Annotated in this window: 14 protein-coding genes; 1 reads left to right on the top strand and 13 read right to left on the bottom strand. The window is 75.6% G+C overall.

The window, feature by feature from the left end; all coding sequences use genetic code 11:
- Nucleotides 1–57 precede the first annotated feature (57 nt).
- The 6 genes from cobC to cobM are packed head-to-tail and all read right to left on the bottom strand — an operon-like array spanning nt 58 to nt 6,063.
- Entirely contained in the window at nt 58–1,146 is a 1,089-nt protein-coding gene (gene cobC / locus MXD57_RS20965; RefSeq protein WP_250403241.1) for an Rv2231c family pyridoxal phosphate-dependent protein CobC, read from the bottom strand.
- Nucleotides 1,136–2,065: a sirohydrochlorin chelatase gene (locus tag MXD57_RS20960; RefSeq protein WP_250403239.1), complete on the bottom strand. Its 930-nt coding sequence runs from the start codon at nt 2,063–2,065 to the stop codon at nt 1,136–1,138. The genes cobC and MXD57_RS20960 overlap by 11 nt, the downstream gene beginning before the upstream one ends.
- Nucleotides 2,062–2,307 carry a hypothetical protein gene (locus MXD57_RS20955; protein WP_250403237.1) on the bottom strand — a complete coding sequence of 82 codons (246 nt, stop codon included), beginning with the start codon at nt 2,305–2,307 and terminating at the stop codon, nt 2,062–2,064. Before MXD57_RS20955 ends, MXD57_RS20960 begins: the two co-directional genes overlap by 4 nt.
- Entirely contained in the window at nt 2,304–4,019 is a 1,716-nt protein-coding gene (gene cobJ / locus MXD57_RS20950; protein ID WP_250403234.1) for a precorrin-3B C(17)-methyltransferase, read from the bottom strand. The genes MXD57_RS20955 and cobJ overlap by 4 nt, the downstream gene beginning before the upstream one ends.
- Nucleotides 4,016–5,248 (bottom strand): precorrin-6y C5,15-methyltransferase (decarboxylating) subunit CbiE, encoded by a 1,233-nt coding sequence (gene cbiE, locus MXD57_RS20945; RefSeq protein ID WP_250403231.1) that lies wholly within the window; start codon nt 5,246–5,248, stop codon nt 4,016–4,018. Before cbiE ends, cobJ begins: the two co-directional genes overlap by 4 nt.
- Nucleotides 5,245–6,063: a precorrin-4 C(11)-methyltransferase gene (gene cobM, locus MXD57_RS20940; protein WP_250403269.1), complete on the bottom strand. Its 819-nt coding sequence runs from the start codon at nt 6,061–6,063 to the stop codon at nt 5,245–5,247. Before cobM ends, cbiE begins: the two co-directional genes overlap by 4 nt.
- A 126-nt stretch (nt 6,064–6,189) precedes the next feature.
- Between cobM and MXD57_RS20935 the strand changes: the two genes are divergently transcribed.
- A complete protein-coding gene (locus MXD57_RS20935; RefSeq protein ID WP_250403228.1) occupies nt 6,190–6,921 on the top strand; it encodes a ZIP family metal transporter in 732 nt (243 codons plus the stop codon).
- Between the two features lie 14 nt (nt 6,922–6,935).
- On the opposite strand, the gene cobI is transcribed toward MXD57_RS20935, so the two are convergent.
- The 7 genes from cobI to MXD57_RS20900 are packed head-to-tail and all read right to left on the bottom strand — an operon-like array spanning nt 6,936 to nt 17,894.
- The gene (gene cobI / locus MXD57_RS20930; protein WP_250403226.1) at nt 6,936–7,667 is read right to left on the bottom strand and encodes a precorrin-2 C(20)-methyltransferase; all 732 of its coding nucleotides are present in this window, start codon (nt 7,665–7,667) and stop codon (nt 6,936–6,938) included.
- The gene (locus tag MXD57_RS20925; protein ID WP_250403268.1) at nt 7,664–9,037 is read right to left on the bottom strand and encodes a cobyrinate a,c-diamide synthase; all 1,374 of its coding nucleotides are present in this window, start codon (nt 9,035–9,037) and stop codon (nt 7,664–7,666) included. The genes cobI and MXD57_RS20925 overlap by 4 nt, the downstream gene beginning before the upstream one ends.
- Complete coding sequence (gene cobO / locus MXD57_RS20920; RefSeq protein WP_250403225.1) at nt 9,037–9,645, bottom strand: cob(I)yrinic acid a,c-diamide adenosyltransferase; 609 nt, start codon at nt 9,643–9,645, stop codon at nt 9,037–9,039. The genes MXD57_RS20925 and cobO overlap by 1 nt, the downstream gene beginning before the upstream one ends.
- Nucleotides 9,645–11,750, bottom strand: coding sequence for a putative cobaltochelatase (locus MXD57_RS20915; RefSeq protein WP_250403223.1), 2,106 nt, complete (start codon nt 11,748–11,750; stop codon nt 9,645–9,647). The genes cobO and MXD57_RS20915 overlap by 1 nt, the downstream gene beginning before the upstream one ends.
- On the bottom strand, nt 11,747–15,448 hold the full coding sequence (gene cobN, locus MXD57_RS20910) for a cobaltochelatase subunit CobN (RefSeq protein WP_250403221.1): 3,702 nt from the start codon (nt 15,446–15,448) through the stop codon (nt 11,747–11,749). Before cobN ends, MXD57_RS20915 begins: the two co-directional genes overlap by 4 nt.
- Nucleotides 15,445–16,953 carry a cobyric acid synthase gene (locus MXD57_RS20905; protein WP_250403219.1) on the bottom strand — a complete coding sequence of 503 codons (1,509 nt, stop codon included), beginning with the start codon at nt 16,951–16,953 and terminating at the stop codon, nt 15,445–15,447. The genes cobN and MXD57_RS20905 overlap by 4 nt, the downstream gene beginning before the upstream one ends.
- Nucleotides 16,950–17,894, bottom strand: coding sequence for a cobalamin biosynthesis protein (locus MXD57_RS20900; protein ID WP_250403217.1), 945 nt, complete (start codon nt 17,892–17,894; stop codon nt 16,950–16,952). The genes MXD57_RS20905 and MXD57_RS20900 overlap by 4 nt, the downstream gene beginning before the upstream one ends.
- Nucleotides 17,895–17,970: the final 76 nt, after the last annotated feature.

Raw genomic sequence — 17,970 nt, 5'->3', positions numbered from 1 at the left:
ACCAGCGCATGCGCGCGACCGGGCACTACCGGTGCCGTGACCGGTGGACCCTGCCGGTCACGGCACTTGCCGGGGCAGCGCGTCCGACAGCGCGGCCAGGAACCCGCCCACCGTCCCCCGGTCCCGCACCGCCACCCGCAGCCACGCGTCCCCGTCCAGGCCGGGGAACGTGTCCCCGCGCCGCACCGCGTACCCCAGCTCACGCAACCGCCGCCGCACGGCGTCCGCCCCGGGCACCCGCACCAGCACGAACGGCCCCTGTGCGGGCGACACCACCCGCACCCCGCGGGACGCGAACGCGGTGAGCCCCGCCACCAGATGGCCGCGGTCCGCCGCGCCCCGGTGCGCCGCGTGCGCCGCCTCCGCCAGCGCCCGGGGCGCCACACAGGCCTCGGCCGCCGCGAGCGCCGGCGTCGACACCGGCCACAGCGGCTGGGCCCGCCCCAGCTCGGCGATCGTCTCCGGCGCGGCCAGCACGTACCCGATGCGCAGCCCGGCCAGCCCCCAGGTCTTGGTCAGGCTGCGCAGCACGACGAGACCGGGCACATCCGTCCGCCCGGCCAGCGCCTCCGGCTCGCCCGGCACCGCGTCCATGAACGCCTCGTCGACCACCAGGACCCGGCCGGGCCGGGCGAGTGAGGCGATCGCGGCGGCCGGATGCAGCACCGAGGTCGGATTCGTCGGGTTCCCCATCACCACCAGGTCCGCGTCCTCGGGCACCGCCGCCGGATCGAGCCGGAACCCGTCCGCCTCCCGCAGCAGCACCCGGTCCACGGTGTGCCCGGCGTCCCGCAGCGCCGCCTCCGGCTCGGTGAACTGCGGATGCACCACGACCGGCCGACGCACCTTCAGCGCCCGCGCCAGCAGCACGAACGCCTCCGCCGCGCCCGCCGTCAGCAGCACCCGCTCCACCGGCAGCCCGTGCCGGGCCGCGACCGCGGCCCGGGCGGCCCGCCCGTCCGGGTAGGCCGCGAGGGACGGCAGCGAGGCGGCGATCTCCTCCCGCAGCCACGGCGGTGGCGTGTCCGCGCGGACGTTGACGGCGAGATCGACCAGCCCGGCGCCGCCGTCGCGCGTCTCCGCGTCGCCGTGGTGGCGCAGGTCGTGCCCGGTGCCGGGGGCGCCCACGGTCCCCTCAGTGCGCATGGCTGTGCGAGTGCCCGCCATGAGGGTGGTGGTGGCCGTGCCCGTGGTGGTGGCCGTCGTCGTCGGGGTGGAAGTGCGGCTGCTGCGGCAGCCCCACCTTGTCCTCGAAGCCGGGCAGCGCGATCCGGTACACACAGGAGTCGCAGTTCATCCGGAGATCGCCCTTGACGGCCTCCGCGTACCGCTCCATCACCAGGTCCAGCAGTTCCGGCTCCGGCCCGATGACGTCCGCGGAGCGAACCTCCAGGTCCGGACGGGCGGCCGCCCACTGCGCGGTCTGCCTGCGCACCCGGTCCGGCAGGATGCCGGTGAACAGGAAGTAGGGCAGCACGACGATCCGCCGCGCCCCCAGCCGCGCGCACCGGTCGAGCCCGCTCGGCACGTCCGGGGCCGCCAGCGACACGAACGCCGTCTCGACGCCCGCGTAGCCGCGCCCCTCCCACAGCAGCCGGGCCGCCTTGTGCACCTCGGCGTTGGCGTCCGGGTCGGTCGACCCGCGCCCCACCAGCAGCACGGTCACGTCGGACCGCTCGGCGGACGTGCCGGCCAGCGCCTCCTCCAGCCGCCGCTCCAGCACGCTCAGCAGCGCCGGGTGCGGGCCGAGCGGGCGGCCGTAGGTGTAGGAGATGCCCGGGTGCCGTTCCTTCTCCCGGGACAGCGCGGCCGGGATGTCGCCCTTGGCGTGCCCGGCGGAGACCAGCATCAGCGGCACGGCGGCGAACCGCTGTACGCCCCGCTCCACCAGCTCGGCGACGGCCTCGCCCAGTGGCGGCGGCGACAGCTCGATGAAGCCGCCGGCGACGGGCAGTTCGGGGTGGCGGCGGCCCAGCTCCCGTACGAAGTCGCGGAACGCCTCGGCTCCGGCCTCGTCCCGGGTGCCGTGGCCGGCGATGAGCAGGGCGGGCGGCGGGGTGGTCACGGGGTCTCCTTCGGGGAAATGGGTGGGTACGGCGGGGTGGCGAGCGCGGCGGCGACCGCCGATGCGCCCTTGCCGGACATGTTGCTCACGGCGGGCCGCCCGCTCGCGGGCGGCGCCGTTCCGGTCCCGGCCGCGCCGGCGGAGCCGGCGGGCAGGGCGGCGACGGGCGCCGGGGAGGTGTCCCGGCCGGCTCGCGGCCGCCGGGAGGACTCCTGCTCGACGGGGCGGAGGGTACGGTTCACCGGGCGCCCTCCGGCGGGCCGGTGCGCGTGCTCTCCTGCCAGCGGTAGCCCCGCGGGGTCACCATGCGGCCGGCGATGTTCCGGGTCGCGGTGTTGCCCACCGTGACGACGGTCATCATGTCGACCGTCGCCGGGTCCAGTTCGCCGAGCGTGGTCAGCCGGCTCGACTCGTCCGGCCGGGAGGCGTTGCGCACCACACCGACCGGCGTCGCCGGGTCCCGGTGCCCGGCGAGGATCGCGAGCGCCTGGGGCAGTTGCCAGTCGCGGCCCCGGGACCGCGGGTTGTAGAAGGTGACCACGATGTCCGCCTCGGCCGCCGCCCGCACCCGCCGCTCGATGACCTCCCACGGCGTGTGCAGGTCGGACAGGCTGATGGACACGTGGTCGTGGCCCAGCGGCGCGCCCAGGATCGCGCCCGCCGCCAGCGCGGCCGTCACGCCCGGCACGCCCACCACGTCGATGTCGTCGGACGCCTCGGCGAGCGCCGGTGAGGCCATGGCGTACACGCCGGCGTCCCCACTGCCGATCAGGGCCACCGCGTGGCCGCGCCGGGCCTCCGCCACGGCCGTACGGGCCCGCTCCTCCTCCGCGCCGAGCCCCGACTCCAGCACCCGGGTGCCGGGCCGCAGCAGATCGCGGATCTGGTCGACGTACTGGTCGAGGCCGACCAGCACCGAGGCCCGCCGCAGTTCGGCCGTCGCCCGCGGGGTGAGCAGGTCCCGGGCGCCCGGCCCGAGCCCGACCACGGCGAGCCGTCCGCGTGCCGGACGCCGTGCCACGGCGCAGGTCGCCATCGCCGGCCGGCCGTCGGCGCGTACCGACTTCCGCTTGGGCAGCAGGAGTTCACCGCCGCGCGCGAGTGCCGCCGCCTCCGCCACCGACGGTGTGCCGACGGCCGCGAGCGGTGCGCCGGACGGGTTGGGCACCGGGACGTCCGCCAGTTCCCCGGCCGGGTACGTCACCAGCGGGACCCCCAGCCGGGCGGCGGCGGCCACGATGCCCGGCTCGTCCGACTTGGCGTCCACGGTGGCGAGTTCGGCGACGGACCGCGGCGAAAGGCCCGCCTCCCGCAGCGCCTCCTCGACCAGGCCGAGCACCTCGTCCGCCGGCGCGCCCCGGGAGGCGCCCACACCGACCACCAGGGACGGCGGCCTGAGCAGCACCTCGCGCTCGCCCGGCGCGACGGCCCGGTCGGTGAGCCGGACGGTGTGCGCGCCCCGCGGCGAGGTGGGCAGCGCGGGCAGCGGCCACGCCACCTCGGCCTCCAGGGAGACCGGTTCGCCGTCCAGCAGAGCCCGCGACACCGCGGCCACCGCCCCCTCGAAGGGGAACCCGAGGGTGTCGAGACCCGGCAGGCCCACCGCGTCCGTCGCGGTCGTCACCACCGGCTCGGCACCCAGCAACCCGCCGACCTCGCGGGCGAGTTCGTTGGCGCCGCCGCCGTGCCCGCCGAGCAGCGACACCGCGAACCGGCCGCCCTCGTCCACGCACACCACGCCCGGGTCGGTCGCCTTGTCGCCCAGCAGCGGCGCGAGCAGTCGTACCACCGCGCCCGTCGCGAGGAAGCAGACCAACTGCTCGCACTCGGCGAAAGCGGCCCGTACGGCCTCCCCGGCGCCGGCGTCGTACACCCGCGTACGGTCCGGCCAGGCCGCGGCCAGCCGGTCCCGCGCCGCCGCGCCCGCCGCGGTGGCGGAAATGAGGCCGATCACTTCGCTGCTCCTTCACTGGTCGCCGGGGGTCGGACGCCCCACAGCAGGAAAACCGGATTGGCCGCCGCCAGCCGGGTCACGTCCCCGGGCAGCGGCGCCAGCCGGGACGACTGCAACAGCACGCCCTCGCAGCGGAGCCCCGCGTCCGTCAGCGCCGCGCGCGCGGCCGGCACCCGGTCCAGGGCGGCCAGGGCGACGACGACGGTCCGCCGGGCCCGCCGCGCGCACGCGCCGACGACGGCCGGCAGCTCGCGCCCCCCGCCGCCGACGAACACGGCGTCGGGGTCGGCGAGCCCGTCCAGCGCGTCCGGTGCCGTACCGTGCACCACGTCCACGTCGACCCCGTGGGCGGCGGCGTTGGCCCGGATCCGCTCGATCCCGTCCGCGGTCCGCTCCACGGCGACGGCGGCCGCGCCGAGCCGCGCGCACTCCACGGCCACCGAACCCGAGCCGGCCCCGACGTCCCACACCAGGTCCCCCAGGCGCGGCCCGAGCCGGGCGAGCGCCAGCGCCCGCACCTCGAACTTGGTGATCATCGAGTCGCGGTGCGCGAACTCCGTCTCGTCCAGGGCCCATCCGGCGGGCGGCGCGCCCGGGCCGGCGACCGTGCGCACGGCACCCGGCGTCCGCGCCTCGTCCAGGCACAGCACCACGCTCACCGCGGTACCCCAGTCCCGGGCGGCGGCCTCGGCGGGCGTCACCCGCTCCACCCGCTCGTGCTCCGGATCGCCCAGCGCGCTCGCCACGACCAGCAGCCGGCCGCCGCCCAGCGCGGCCCCCAGCTCGGCCGGCCCGGCGCCGGGCCCGGTCAGCACCGCCACCTTCGGATGCGCCCGGCAGGCGTTGACGGCGGTCCGCAGGTCGCGCCCGTGCGCGCTCACCACGACCGCGTCGTCCCACGGCAGCCCCAGCCGCGCGAACGCGGTGGCCACCGAGGACACCCCCGGCCGCACGTCCAGCCGCCCCGCCCCGAACCGCTCGGCCAGCGCCCGTACGATCCCGAAGAACCCCGGGTCCCCGGAGGCCAGCACGACCACCGGCAGTCCCTTGTCGGCGTACTCCCCGATGGCGTCCAGGGCGGGCGCCAGCGGACCGAGCACGATCCGCCCGGCCCCCTCCGGCAGCTCCACGGCGTCCAGGTGCCGCCGTCCGCCCACGACGAGGGCGGCACCGGCGACCACCCCGTCCGGGACCGGCGCCCCGGTCCCCGTGCCCACGACCGTGATCAACTCTTCGCCCTCTCCTCGCGCAGCGCCCGCCGTGCCTCCGGGTCGGCCTTGCGGTAGCCGTGGAAGTGGCCGGGGTGGTACAGGTGCGAGCGGGTCCCGTGGGCGTCCAGGGCCGGACCGACCAGGAAGAGGGTGTGCTTCCAGAGCCTGTGCTCCTTGACCGTCTCCTCCAGGGTGCCGATGGTGCACCTGACGACCAGCTCCTCCGGCCAGGTCGCCTGGTACGCGACGACCACCGGGGTGTCCGTGGGGTAGCCGCCCTCCAGCAGCTCCCGCACGAGCTGGCCGCTGCGCGCCGCCGACAGGAACACGGCCATCGTGGTGCCGTGCCGGGCGAACTCGCGGACCTCCTCACCGGGCGGCATCGGCGTCTTGCCGCCGCCGAGCCGGGTCAGGACGACCGACTGGGCCACCTCGGGGATGGTCAGCTCCCGCTGCGCCAGGGCGGCCACGGCGGAGAACGAGGACACTCCCGGCACGACCTCCGTCGCGATGCCGATCTCCGCGCACCGGTCGAGCTGCTCCTGGGTGCCGCCCCACAGCGCCGGATCCCCGGAGTGGATCCGCGCGACGGTCAGCCCCCCGGCGTGGGCCCGCCGGTAGACGCCGACCACGTCCTCCAGCGACATGGCCGCCGAGTCCAGGATCTCCGCGTCGTCCCGCGCGTGTTCGAGGACCTCGGCCTGCACCAGGCTCGCCGCCCAGATCACCACGTCGGCCGCGGCGATCGCGCGCGCGGCCCGGAACGTCAGCAGATCGGCGGCGCCGGGGCCGGCACCGACGAACGTCACCTTGCCGGTGGGGGCATCGGCCATGGCCATGGGAAGGGGTCCTCTCGTAGGAAAGACGCAGGTCTGTTCTGGGATGAAACGTCAGGGTCTGGGGGTGTGCGGAGGGCGCCGGATGTGCGCGAAGGCACCTTCATCGGATAGCAAGGGCCCATGGCGGTCTTCGTCGCGCTCGGCGCGTTCCTGATGACGCTGGCCGGCGGCTGGACGGCACAGCGTGTGACCGACCGTCGCCATCTCGTCCTGGGGCTGGCCGGCGGCCTGATGCTCGGCGTGGTCGGCCTCGACCTGCTGCCGGAGGCGCTGCGCGCGGCGGACCGCGAGGTCTTCGGCGTACCGGCGGCCCTGCTGCTGTTCGTGGCCGGCTTCCTGCTGGCCCACCTGGTGGAGCGCACCCTGGCCGCGCGCCAGGCGGCGCACGGGGGCGCCGAGCACCAGCACCGCGCGCCCGAGGTGGGCCTGACGGCGGCGGCCGCGATGGTCGGGCACAGCGCCATGGACGGCGTGGCGATCGGCGCGGCCTTCCAGGTGGGCGGCGGCATGGCCGCCTCCGTCGCGCTCGCCGTGATCGCGCACGACTTCGCCGACGGCTTCAACACCTTCACCATCACGAGCCTGTACGGCAACGCCCGCCGCCGGGCGGTGGGCATGCTGCTGGCCGACGCCTGCGCCCCCCTGCTGGGCGCGCTGTCGACGGTCTTCCTCCACATCCCCGAGCCGGTGCTCGGCGGCTATCTCGGCCTCTTCGGCGGCGTGCTGCTCTATCTCGCCGCCGCCGAGATCCTCCCCGAGGCCCACCACGAGCACCCCGCCCGCTCCACCCTGCTGTGCACGGTCGCGGGCGCGGCCTTCATCTGGCTGGTGGTCGGCGTCTCCGGCGGCTGACCGCGAGGGCCGCGTCACAGCTTCCCGCCCCGCCCGCCGTCCCGCCGCGGCGGAGCGATCAGCGTGGAGAGGTACGGCAGCGGCGTCCCGTCCAGTTCGCCGGCCGGCCGCACCGACTCCTCCGGCAGCCCGAGCGCCGAACCCCACACCGCGTCCCCGATCCGCCCGGTCTCCCGCAGCGCCTCGGCGACCTCCGTGGCCTGCCGGCCGAACTTGTACGCCACGACGGTGCCCGGCCCCGCCAGCGCCTCCTTCAGCGCCGCCGAGCCCGCCGTCACCGGCACCAGCGTCAACGGCTCGGTCCCCTCCGTCAGCACCGCGCCCGACCGCGCCGCCAGATCCTGCATGGCGGTGATCCCGGGCACGGTCTCGACCACCACACCCGGCACCAGCCCCGCGATCGTCTGCGCGAGGTAGGTGAACGTCGAGTACACGTTCGGATCGCCGATGGTGGCGAAGGCGACCGACCCGTGCCGCCGCAGCAGCCCGGCGACCCGCTCGCCCGCCGCGTCCCAGGCCGCCTCCCGGCGCGCCCGGTCGGTCCGCTCGTTCAGCGCGAACACCACCCGGACGACCTTCTCCCCGGGCACGTAGTGCAACACCGTCGCCTCGGCCCGGCCCCGCTCACCGGTGTCCATCACGGGGACGACGACGATCTCGGCCGCGCGCAGGGCGTTGACGCCCTTGACGGTCACCAGTTCCGGGTCCCCGGGACCGACCCCGACTCCGACCAGCCTGCTGCTCATGACGTCCGGCACCTCTCCACGAACCGACGGGCCACGCCGGGCCGGGCGGCCCAGTGCGTGTGCAGATAACTCGCGTGCACGCCCCGCTGCACGAAACCCTCGACCCGGCGCACCGGGGTGGTCAGACCCCAGGCGGGAGCGGCACCGGAGCCGGGCTCGACGACCGTGCGGTGGAACTCGTGCCCGCGTGTCCGCGTCCCCGCGGCGGCCAGCACGCTGTCGCCGACGGCCACCGCGTCCCGGTAGCCGAGAGCGAGCCGTTCGCCCATGCGGGCGCCGGCGTCCAGCACCCCGCACATGGGCCGGCCGTCCAGCTCCCGGCACAGATAGAGCAGGCCCGCGCACTCCGCGGCCACGGGAGCGCCGCTCAGCGCGAGTCCGGCGACCGCCCCGCGCAGCGGCTCGTTGGCGGACAGCTCCGCCGCGTACACCTCGGGGAAACCGCCCCCGACGACCAACCCGGCGGTGCCCTCCGGCAGTTCCTCGTCCCGGAGCGGATCGAAGGCGACGACCTCGGCCCCGGCCGCGGCGAGCAGCTCGGCGTGCTCCGCGTAGGAGAACGTGAACGCCCGGCCACCGGCGACGGCGACCACCGGACCCCGCTCCCCGGCCGGCCGGGCCCCGTGCGGGGCGGGCGGCGCGGACACCGGATCCCAGGCCGCGCCCGGGACCGCTCCCGCACTCCGCGCCAGCGCCGTCAGCGCGTCCAGGTCGCACCCCGCGGACACCTGCGCCGCCATGGCCGCGACCGCGTCCACCGCCGCGGCCCGCCGCTCGGCGACCGGTACCAGGCCCAGATGCCGCGACGGCGTGTCCAGCCGCGGCAGCCGCCGCAGCACCCCCAGCACCGGAACCCCGGAGGCGTCCAGCGCCTCGCGCAGCAGAGCCTCGTGCCGATCGGACGCCACCTTGTTGAGGATCACGCCCCCGACCCGCACTTCCGGGTCCCAGGACGCGAAGCCGTGCACCAGCGCCGCCACCGACCGCGACTGCGAGGACGCGTCCACGACCAGTACCACCGGCGCCCGCAGCAGCTTGGCGACGTGGGCGGTGGACGCCAGCTCACCCTGGCCCGCGGCGCCGTCGTACAGCCCCATGACGCCCTCGACCACGGCGAGATCGCACCCCCGCGCCCCGTGCAGGAACAACGGGGCGATCAGCTCCGGCCCGCACAGGTACGCGTCCAGGTTGCGGCCCACCCGCCCCGTGGCGAGCGCGTGGTACCCGGGATCGATGTAGTCCGGCCCGACCTTGTGCGGGGACACGGCGAGCCCCCGCGCGGCGAACGCGGCCATCAGCCCCGTGGCGACGGTGGTCTTGCCGCTGCCCGACGAGGGCGCGGCGACGACCAGCCGGGGCACCGGCGTCATCACCACTCGATGCCCTTCTGGCCCTTCTGCCCCACGTCCATGGGGTGCTTGACCTTGGACATGTCGGTGACCAGGTCGGCGAGGTCCACCAGCTTCCCCGGCGCGTTCCGCCCCGTGATCACCACGTGCTGGGTGCCGGGCCGGCCGCGCAGCACCTCCACCACCTCGTCCGTGTCCACCCAGCCCCAGTGCATCGGGTACGCGAACTCGTCCAGCACGTAGAGCCGGTACGTCTCGGCGGCCAGATCCCGCTTGACCTGCTCCCAGCCCTCGCGGGCCTTCTCCTCGTTGGTCGCGTTGTCACCCTGGATGTCCCGCTGCACCCAGGACCAGCCCTCGCCCATCTTGTGCCAGTCGACGCTGCCGCCCTCGCCGGAGGCGCCGAGCACGCGCAGCGCGTTCTCCTCGCCGACCTTCCACTTGGCGGACTTGACGAACTGGAACACCCCGATCGGCCAGCCCTGGTTCCAGGCCCGCAGCGCCAGCCCGAACGCGGCGGTGGACTTGCCCTTGCCGACGCCCGTGTGCACGACGACGAGCGGCCGGTTGCGGCGCTGACGCGTCGTCAGTCCGTCGTCCGGTACGACACTCGGCTGTCCCTGCGGCATTACGCGGCCCTCCTCGAAGTCCCCTGCACATCCCTGACCAGTCCGGCGATCGAGTCGGAGCGCAGCTCGTCTAGCGTCACCGCCGTACCGCCCAGCTCGCCCGCGAGGCGTCCGGCGAGCCCGAGCCGGACCGGCCCCGACTCGCAGTCCACCACCACCGAGGCGACGCCGTCCGCCGCGAACAGCCGTGCCGCCCGCCCCGCCAGCGCGACCGGCTCCGCTTCGCCCGTCGCCGGGCCGCCGCCGCGGCCGGAGGCCTGCCCGGCGCCGAACGCCTGGCGGGAACCCCCTCGCGCCGGCCCCGCCGCTGTGGCCCGGCCGTCGGTCACCACCACGACCAGCGCCCGCCGCGCCGGGTCCCGCAGCCGCTCCACCCGCAGCACCTCGTGCGCCCTCAGCAGTCCGGCCGCCAGCGGCGTACGGCCGCCGGTCGGGAGCGACTCCAGCCGCACCGCCGCCGCGTCCACCGACGAGGTGGGCGGCAGCGCCACGTCCGCCGCGGACCCCCGGAAGGTCACCAGACCGACCTTGTCCCGCCGCTGGTAGGCGTCGAGCAGCAGCGACAGCACCGCGCCCTTCACGGCGCCCATCCGCTGGCGCGCCGCCATCGACCCGGAGGCGTCGACCACGAACAGCACGAGGTTGCCCTCACGCCCCTCCCGGGTCGCCTGCCGCAGATCGTCCCGGCGCACGACGAGACCCGGCCCGGAGCGCCCCCGCGCCCGCTGGTGCGGGGCCGCGGCCCGAACGGTGGCCGCCAGGTGCAGCTTGTTCAGCGCGCCCCGGGGCCGCCGGGCGCCCGTGGTCCGGCCGTGCTCGGTCCGGGCCCGCGACCGTCGGCCCGCGGCGCCCTCACCGATGCCGGGCACGCTCAGCACCTTCGTGCGGAACGGCTCGGCCGCCCGCACGGCCGGCTGCTCCTGGCCGCCCGAGGGCTGGGGCCGACCACCCTCACCGGCCTCCTCGGGCGCCGCCGCGGCGCCGCCGTCGCCCTGCGGAGCGCTGTCGGGCGGCGGCTGCCCGCCACCGCCGCCGGGCCCGCCGGGGCCGGGGTCGTCGGGCCCGGGGTCGTCGTCGCCCTCGGCCTCGTCCTCGCCGGAGAACTGCTCCATCGTCCGGTCCAGCTTGTCCTCGTCCAGGCCCGGCGCGTCGAACGGGTTGCGCCGCCGCCGGTGCGGCAGCGCGAGCAGCGCGGCCTGCCGGACGTCCTCGGCGAGCACCTCGGTCCGCCCGGCCCACGCGGCCAGCGCGGTCGCCGTTCGCGCCATCACGATGTCGGCGCGCATCCCGTCCACCTCGAAGGCCGCGCAGGTCGCCGCGATCTGCCGCAGCGCTCCGTCGCCCAGACGCACCCGCGGCAGCAACTCCCGCGCCGCGACGATCCGCCGCCGGACGGCGGCCTCCTCCTCGGCCCAGCGCGCGGCGAAGGCGCCGGGATCGTCGTCGTACGCCAGCCGGCGCCGCACGACCTCCACCCGCTCGTCCGGCTCCCGCGAGGCCGCGACCTCCACGGTCAGCCCGAACCGGTCGAGCAACTGCGGCCGCAGCTCGCCCTCCTCGGGGTTCATGGTGCCGACGAGCAGGAACCGGGCGGCGTGCCGCACCGAGACGCCCTCGCGCTCGACGTACGAGGCGCCCATCGCGGCGGCGTCCAGCAGCAGGTCCACGAGATGGTCGTGCAGGAGGTTGACCTCGTCCACGTACAGGATCCCGCGGTGGGCGTCGGCCAGCAGGCCGGGCTCGAACGCCTTCACGCCCTCGGCGAGCGCCCGCTCGATGTCGAGCGCGCCGACCAGCCGGTCCTCGGAGGCACCGACGGGCAGCTCGACCATCCGCGCCGGACGCCCGGCCCCCGCGCCCGCCTCGTGCGGGCCGTCCGGGCAGGACGGGTCCGGTGCCGCCGGGTCGCAGGAGAAGCGGCAACCGGGGACGACGGCCACCTCCGGCAGCAGCACGGAGAGGGCGCGGACGGCGGTGCTCTTCGCGGTGCCCTTCTCGCCGCGCACCAGCACACCGCCGACCGCCGGTGACACGGCGTTCAGCAGCAGCGCGAGGCGCAGGTCGTCCTGGCCGACAACGGCCGTGAACGGGAACGGAGTGGTCACTGGTCGCCCTCCAAGTCGCCTTCCAGCTCCAGATAGGTGGCGCGCAGCCGCTCCAGGGTGTCCGCGTCCGGCTCCGCCCACAGCCCGCGGTCCGCCGCCTCCAGCAGCCGCTCGGTGATGCCGCGCAGCGCCCACGGGTTGGACGTGCGCATGAAGTCCCGGTTCTCCGGGTCGAAGACGTACTCCGCGCTCAGCTTCTCGTACATCCAGTCGTCGACCACGCCCGCCGTGGCGTCGTAGCCGAACAGGTAGTCCACGGTCGCCGCCATCTCGAAGGCGCCCTTGTACCCGTGCCGGCGCATCGCCGCCATCCAGCGCGGGTTGACCACCCGCGCCCGGAAGACACGGTGCGTCTCCTCGCCCAGCGTGCGGGTCCTCACCTGGTCCGGCACGGCCGAGTCGCCCACGTACGCCTCGGGGCTGGCACCGGTCAGGTGCCGCACCATGGCGACCATGCCGCCGTGGTACTGGAAGTAGTCGTCGGCGTCGACCAGGTCGTGCTCACGGGTGTCGACGTTCTTCGCCGCCACCGCGATCCGCCGGAACGCGGTCTCCATGTCCCCGCGCGCCGCACGCCCGTCGAGACCGCGTCCGTAGGCGTAACCGCCCCACACCGCGTACACCTCGGCGAGGTCGGCGTCGGAGCGCCAGTTCCGGGCGTCGATCAGCGGCAGCAGGCCGGCGCCGTACGCGCCCGGCTTCGAGCCGAAGACACGGGCCGTCGCCCGCCGGCGGTCACCGTGCTCCGCGACGTCCTCCTCCACGTGCGCCCGCACGTGGTTGACCTCGGCCGGCTCGTCCAGCTCGGCCACCGTCCGGACCGCGTCGTCGATCAGCCCGACCACGTGCGGGAACGCGTCGCGGAAGAAGCCGGAGATACGGACCGTGACGTCGATGCGCGGCCGGCCCAGCTCCTGCGGACCGATCACCTCGAAGCCGGTCACCCGCCGCGAGGCGTCGTCCCAGACCGGGCGGCAGCCCAGCAGCGCCAGGATCTCGGCGATGTCGTCGCCCTGGGTGCGCATCGCGGAGGTGCCCCAGACCGTGAGGCCGACCGACCTCGGATACTCCCCGGTGTCCCGCAGGTACCGCTGCACCAGCGAGTCCGCGAGCGACTGGCCGACCTCCCAGCTCAGCCTGGACGGGATCGCCTTCGGGTCGACCGAGTAGAAGTTCCGGCCGGTCGGCAGCACGTTGACCAGGCCGCGGGTCGGCGAACCCGACGGGCCGGCCGGCACGTAGCCGCCGTCCAGCGCCCGCAGGACGTGCCCGATCTCGTCGGAGGTCCGGGCCAGCCGCGGCACCACCTCGTCGCAGGCGAACTCCAGCACCGCGACGGCGTCCGGGATCCGGGTGCCGAGCACGTCGTCCAGCACGGCGTCCACCGCCGCCCGGTCCCAGGCCCGGGCCTCCATGCCCTCCGCGATCCGCCGGCAGAGCTGCTCCAGCAGGTCGATGGCGTCGGACGCCGTCCGGGAGGGGACGAAGGGGCGCGTGGCGCCCTCCTCGGCAGGCTGGTGGGGGACGGGCGCGGCCTGGATCCGGTCCGTCAGTTCCACCGGGACCTTCACCGCCGCGCCCGGCTCGGCCAGCAGCTCCTTCTCCACCAGCCCGTAGTGCAGGGCCAGCGACGCCCGCAGCCCCGGCAGCGCGTTCGCCCGTCCGCCCCACACCTGGGAGGCGCGCAGCACGGCGAGGACCAGGTTCACCCGCGGCTCGGCCTCCGGACCGCCGCCGAGGACGTGCAGTCCGTCGCGGATCTGCACGTCCTTGATCTCGCACAGGTAGCCGTCGATGTGCATGACGAACTCGTCGAACTCGTCGTCGTCCGGCTGCTCGTCCACATGCAGGTCGTGGTGCAGTTCGGCGGCCTTGACCAGCGTCCAGATCTGGGCGCGCACCGCCGGTGCCTTCGCCGGGTCCAGGTCGGAGACGAGCGCGTACTCGTCCAGTAGCTGCTCCAGCTTGGCCAGGTCGCCGTAGGTGTCCGCGCGCGCCATCGGCGGCACCAGGTGGTCGACCACGGTGGCGTGCCCGCGCCGCTTGGCCTGGGTGCCCTCGCCCGGGTCGTTGACGATGAACGGGTAGATGAGCGGGAGGTCGCCGAGCACGGCGTCCGGAGCGCAGCCGCCGCTCAGGCCCAGGCCCTTGCCCGGCAGCCACTCCATCGTGCCGTGCTTGCCCATGTGCACGATCGCGTCGGCGCCGAAGCTGCTCTCCAGCCAGCGGTAGGCCGCCAGGTAGTGGTGTGAGGGCGGCATGTCGGGGTCGTGGTAGATCGCGATCGGGTTCTCGCCGAAGCCCCGCGGCGGCTGGATCATCACGACGACGTTGCCGAACCGCAGGGAGGCGAGCACGATGTCGTCGCCGTCCACGTACAGGCCGCCCGGCGGCTCGCCCCACGCCTGGAGCATCGCGTTCCGCAGCCCGGCGTCGAGCCCGTCGAACCACTCACGGTAGTCGGCGAGCGGCACCCGGGCGGGCGCGGCGGCCAGTTGCTCCTCCGTCAGCCACTCGACGTCGTGGCCGCCGGCCGCGATCAGCCGGTGGATCAGCTCGTCGCCGTGGTCCGGGTACCCCTCGGCCGCGTAGCCGGCGTCCCGCAGGGCGTCCAGCACCCGCACGGCCGACGCGGGCGTGTCCAGGCCTACCGCGTTGCCGACCCGGGAGTGCTTGGTCGGGTAGGCGGTGAAGACCAGCGCGATCTTCTTGTCCGCGTTCGGCTTGTGCTTCAACCGCGCGTGCCGTACGGCGATACCGGCCACCCGTGACGCCCGCTCGGGGTCGGCGACGTACACCGGGACGTCGTCCGGTCCCTGCTCCTTGAAGGAGAACGGCACCGTGACGAGGCGGCCGTCGAACTCCGGGATGGCGACCTGCATCGCCGCGTCCATGGGGGAGAGGGCGGCGTCCGACTCCGCCCAGGCGGCCCGTGAGGAGGTGAGGCACAGGCCCTGCAGCACGGGCACGTTCAGGTCGGCGAGCGCCCCGATGTCCCAGGACTCCTCGTCCCCGCCGGCGGACGCCTGCGAGGCGTGCGTGCCGCCGGCCGCCAGCACGGTGGCGACCAGGGCGTCGGCCCGGCCCAGCAGTTCGTACAGCCCGGGGTCGGCGCCGCGCAGCGAACCGCAGTACACCGGCAGGGCGTTGGCGCCCTGCGCCTCGATCGCCTCGCACAGCGTGTCCACGAAGGCCGTGTTGCCGCTGAGTTCGTGCGCCCGGTAGAACAGCACGCCGACCGTCGGGCGGCCCGCCCGGACCGGGCGGGAGCCGTGGACGCCGAACTCCGGCATCTTCCGCGGCTCCTCGAAGCCCTCGCCGGTCAGCAGCACCGTGTCGGAGAGGAACCGGGCCAGTTCGGTCAGGTTGTCCGGGCCGCCCTCGACGAGGTACTTCAGCGCCTCCGCCACCACGCCCGCCGGCACGGACGACTCGGCCATCAGCTCGGCGTCCGGCACGGCCTCGCCGCCCAGCAGCACGGTCGGCACGCCGGACGCCTTCAGCGCGGCCAGTCCGTCCTCCCAGGCCCGCTTGCCGCCGAGCAGCCGTACGACCGCGAGGTCCGTGCCCTCGATCAGCCCCGGCAGCTCCCCGGCCACGTCCACCCGGGTCGGATTCCCGATCCGGTACCCGGCGCCGGAGGCCCGGGCCGCCAGCAGATCGGTGTCGGCGGTCGACAACAACAGCACTGTGCTCATACGGGCGCTCCCGGTGGGATGAAGGGCAGTCCTTGCGGCGCGCCCGACTCGATGAGCCGCCACAGCGCGTCCGTGTCCGCGTGTTGTTCGATCAGGTCGCCGAGCCGGTCGAGCTGCTCCTCGCGCAGCGCGGCGAAGGAGGTGTCGCAGGCCGGGACGAAGCGGCGTCCCGCGGCGGCCGCCACCTCGCGCAGGAAGGCCCGCCGGAAGCCGTCCGACTCCAGCGAGCCGTGCCAGTGCGTGCCCCAGGTCTGTCCTGCCCGGCAGCCGTCCAGGAAGGGCTCGCCCCCGACGACGGTGGCCACCCCGTGGTGGATCTCGTATCCCTCGACCGGTTGGCCCAGGGCTTCGCCGACCGGCCGGGTCAGCGTCTTCTCGCGGGCGAACCGCACCCGCACCGGCAGCAGTCCGAGCCCCGGGACCTCCCCGGCGCGCGACTCGACCTCGTCCTCGATGTGCTCGCCGAGGATCTGGAAGCCACCGCAGATGCCGAGCACGGGCCGGTGTTCGGCGGCCCGGCGCGCGAGGGCGTCGGCGAGGCCGCGCTCGCGCAGCCACTCGAGCGCCCGGACCGTGCCCCGGGTCCCCGGGACCACGACCAGGTCCGCGTCGGCCAGCTCCTCCGGCCGGTCCACGAACCGCACCACGACGCCGGGTTCGGCGGCCAGCGCGTCCACGTCGGTGAAGTTGGACATCAGCGGGATCGCGCACACGGCGACCCGCAGCACGTCCTCACCGACCGGGGGAGCCACCGTGGACTCCCGCACGGTGCCGCGCAGCGAGACCCGCAGTCCGTCCTCCTCGTCGATGCCGAGCCCGTGCCGGAACGGCAGCACGCCGTAGGTCCGCCGCCCGGTGAGGTTCCGGAGCATGTCGAGGCCGGGCTCCAGCAGGGAGACGTCCCCCCGGAACTTGTTCACCAGGAATCCGGCGACCAGTTCCTGGTCCTCGGGCGACAACAGGGCGAGGGTGCCGAAGAAGGAGGCGAAGACACCGCCCCGGTCGATGTCGCCGACCACGAGCACGGGCAGCCGCGCGCCCCGCGCGATCCCCATGTTGACGATGTCCGTCCGCCGCAGATTGATCTCCGCGGGCGAACCGGCCCCCTCACAGATCACCGCGTCATACGTGCCCCGCAACTCGGCCAGGCAGTCCAGCACCGTGCCCAGCAGCCGCTGCCGGCGCCCGCCGTGGTAGCCGCGGGCGCTCATCTCGCCCACCGGCCTGCCCAGCAGCACCACCTGGCTGCTCTGTTCACCGCCGGGCTTGAGCAGCACGGGGTTCATCAGCGCGGTCGGCTCCACCCGGCAGGCCTGCGCCTGCATCGCCTGCGCCCGCCCGATCTCGGCGCCCTCGCGCGTCACGAAGGAGTTGAGGGACATGTTCTGCGCCTTGAACGGCGCGACCTTCACGCCCTGGCGCGCCAGCCAGCGGCAGATCCCGGCCGTCACGACGCTCTTGCCGGCGTCGGAGGTGGTGCCGGCGACGAGGAGACCACCGTTCACTTGCCACGTCCCTTCACGAGGAGGCGCGCGCCGGCGGTGACGCCGAGCGCGAGCAGGCCGACGCGGCGGGAGAGCCGTACGGCCCGGTCGATGTCGGCGACCCGGACGGCCCGCCCGGTGCCGCCGTTGAGCACGGGCCGGTGCTCGACCCGCCCGGCGTAGGAGAGCGTCCCGCCGAGCCGTACCCCGAGGGCGCCCGCGAACGACGCCTCGACGGGACCGGCGTTGGGGCTCGGGTGTTTCGCCGCGTCCGCCCGCCAGGCCCGCACGGCACCCCGCGGATCCGGTCCGGCCAGCGTGGCGAGCACGGCCGTCAGCCGGGCTCCCGGCCACCCGGCGACGTCGTCGAGCCGCGCCGAGGCCCAGCCGTAGCGGCGCAGGCGCGGCGACTTGTGACCGACCATCGCGTCCAGGGTGTTGACGGCCCGGAACCCGAGCAGCCCCGGCACCCCGCCCACCGCGCCCCACACCAGTGCGCCCACGACGGCGTCGGAGGTGTTCTCGGCGACGGACTCGACCACGGCGCGGGCGATCCCGTCGGCGTCCAGTGCCTGCGGGTCCCGGCCGCACAGATGGGGCAGCCGTGCGCGGGCCGCCGTCAGGTCCCCGGCCGCCAGGGCGCGCCCGACCGTCCGGGCCTCGCGGGCCAGTGAGGTGCCCCCGACGACGGCCCAGGTGGCCGCGCCGGTGAGCGCCGCGGAGGCGACGGGGCAGCGGCGCACGGCCCGTTGGGCGACGAGCCCGGCTCCCACGGCGCCGCCGGCGCATACAGCGGTGTGCAGCGCGCCCCAGCCGCGGTGGTCGTGCCACAGGACGCGTTCCACGGCGGCGGCCGCGCGCCCGAACACGGCGACCGGATGCCCGCGGCGCGGATCGCCGAGGAGCAGGTCACCGAGGAGGCCGGCGGCGGCGCCGTACGCGTGAGCGCGATCGGCACCCATCGGCTCAGCCGGCCGTGGGCGCGGGGGCGGGACTCTCGTGACGGGCCCTGGTGCGGGTCCTCGATCTGCGGCCGAG

This window comes from Streptomyces cellostaticus (assembly GCF_023630175.1).
In the GTDB taxonomy this organism is placed as follows: Bacteria; Actinomycetota; Actinomycetes; order Streptomycetales; family Streptomycetaceae; genus Streptomyces; species Streptomyces cellostaticus_A.
Note: the sequence above shows the minus strand (reverse complement) of the source record. Positions and strands in the feature narration are given on the sequence as shown.

What these genes read in the sequence shown, in the direction of transcription:
- MXD57_RS20900 (WP_250403217.1), bottom strand. Translation starts at nt 17,894, where the DNA reads ATGGGTGCCGATCGCGCTCACGCGTACGGCGCCGCCGCCGGCCTCCTC.
- cobO (WP_250403225.1), bottom strand. Translation starts at nt 9,645, where the DNA reads ATGCCGCAGGGACAGCCGAGTGTCGTACCGGACGACGGACTGACGACG.
- cobI (WP_250403226.1), bottom strand. Translation starts at nt 7,667, where the DNA reads ATGAGCAGCAGGCTGGTCGGAGTCGGGGTCGGTCCCGGGGACCCGGAA.
- cobC (WP_250403241.1), bottom strand. Translation starts at nt 1,146, where the DNA reads ATGCGCACTGAGGGGACCGTGGGCGCCCCCGGCACCGGGCACGACCTG.
- MXD57_RS20925 (WP_250403268.1), bottom strand. Translation starts at nt 9,037, where the DNA reads ATGACGCCGGTGCCCCGGCTGGTCGTCGCCGCGCCCTCGTCGGGCAGC.
- MXD57_RS20935 (WP_250403228.1), top strand. Translation starts at nt 6,190, where the DNA reads ATGGCGGTCTTCGTCGCGCTCGGCGCGTTCCTGATGACGCTGGCCGGC.
- cobN (WP_250403221.1), bottom strand. Translation starts at nt 15,448, where the DNA reads ATGAGCACAGTGCTGTTGTTGTCGACCGCCGACACCGATCTGCTGGCG.
- cobM (WP_250403269.1), bottom strand. Translation starts at nt 6,063, where the DNA reads ATGGCCGATGCCCCCACCGGCAAGGTGACGTTCGTCGGTGCCGGCCCC.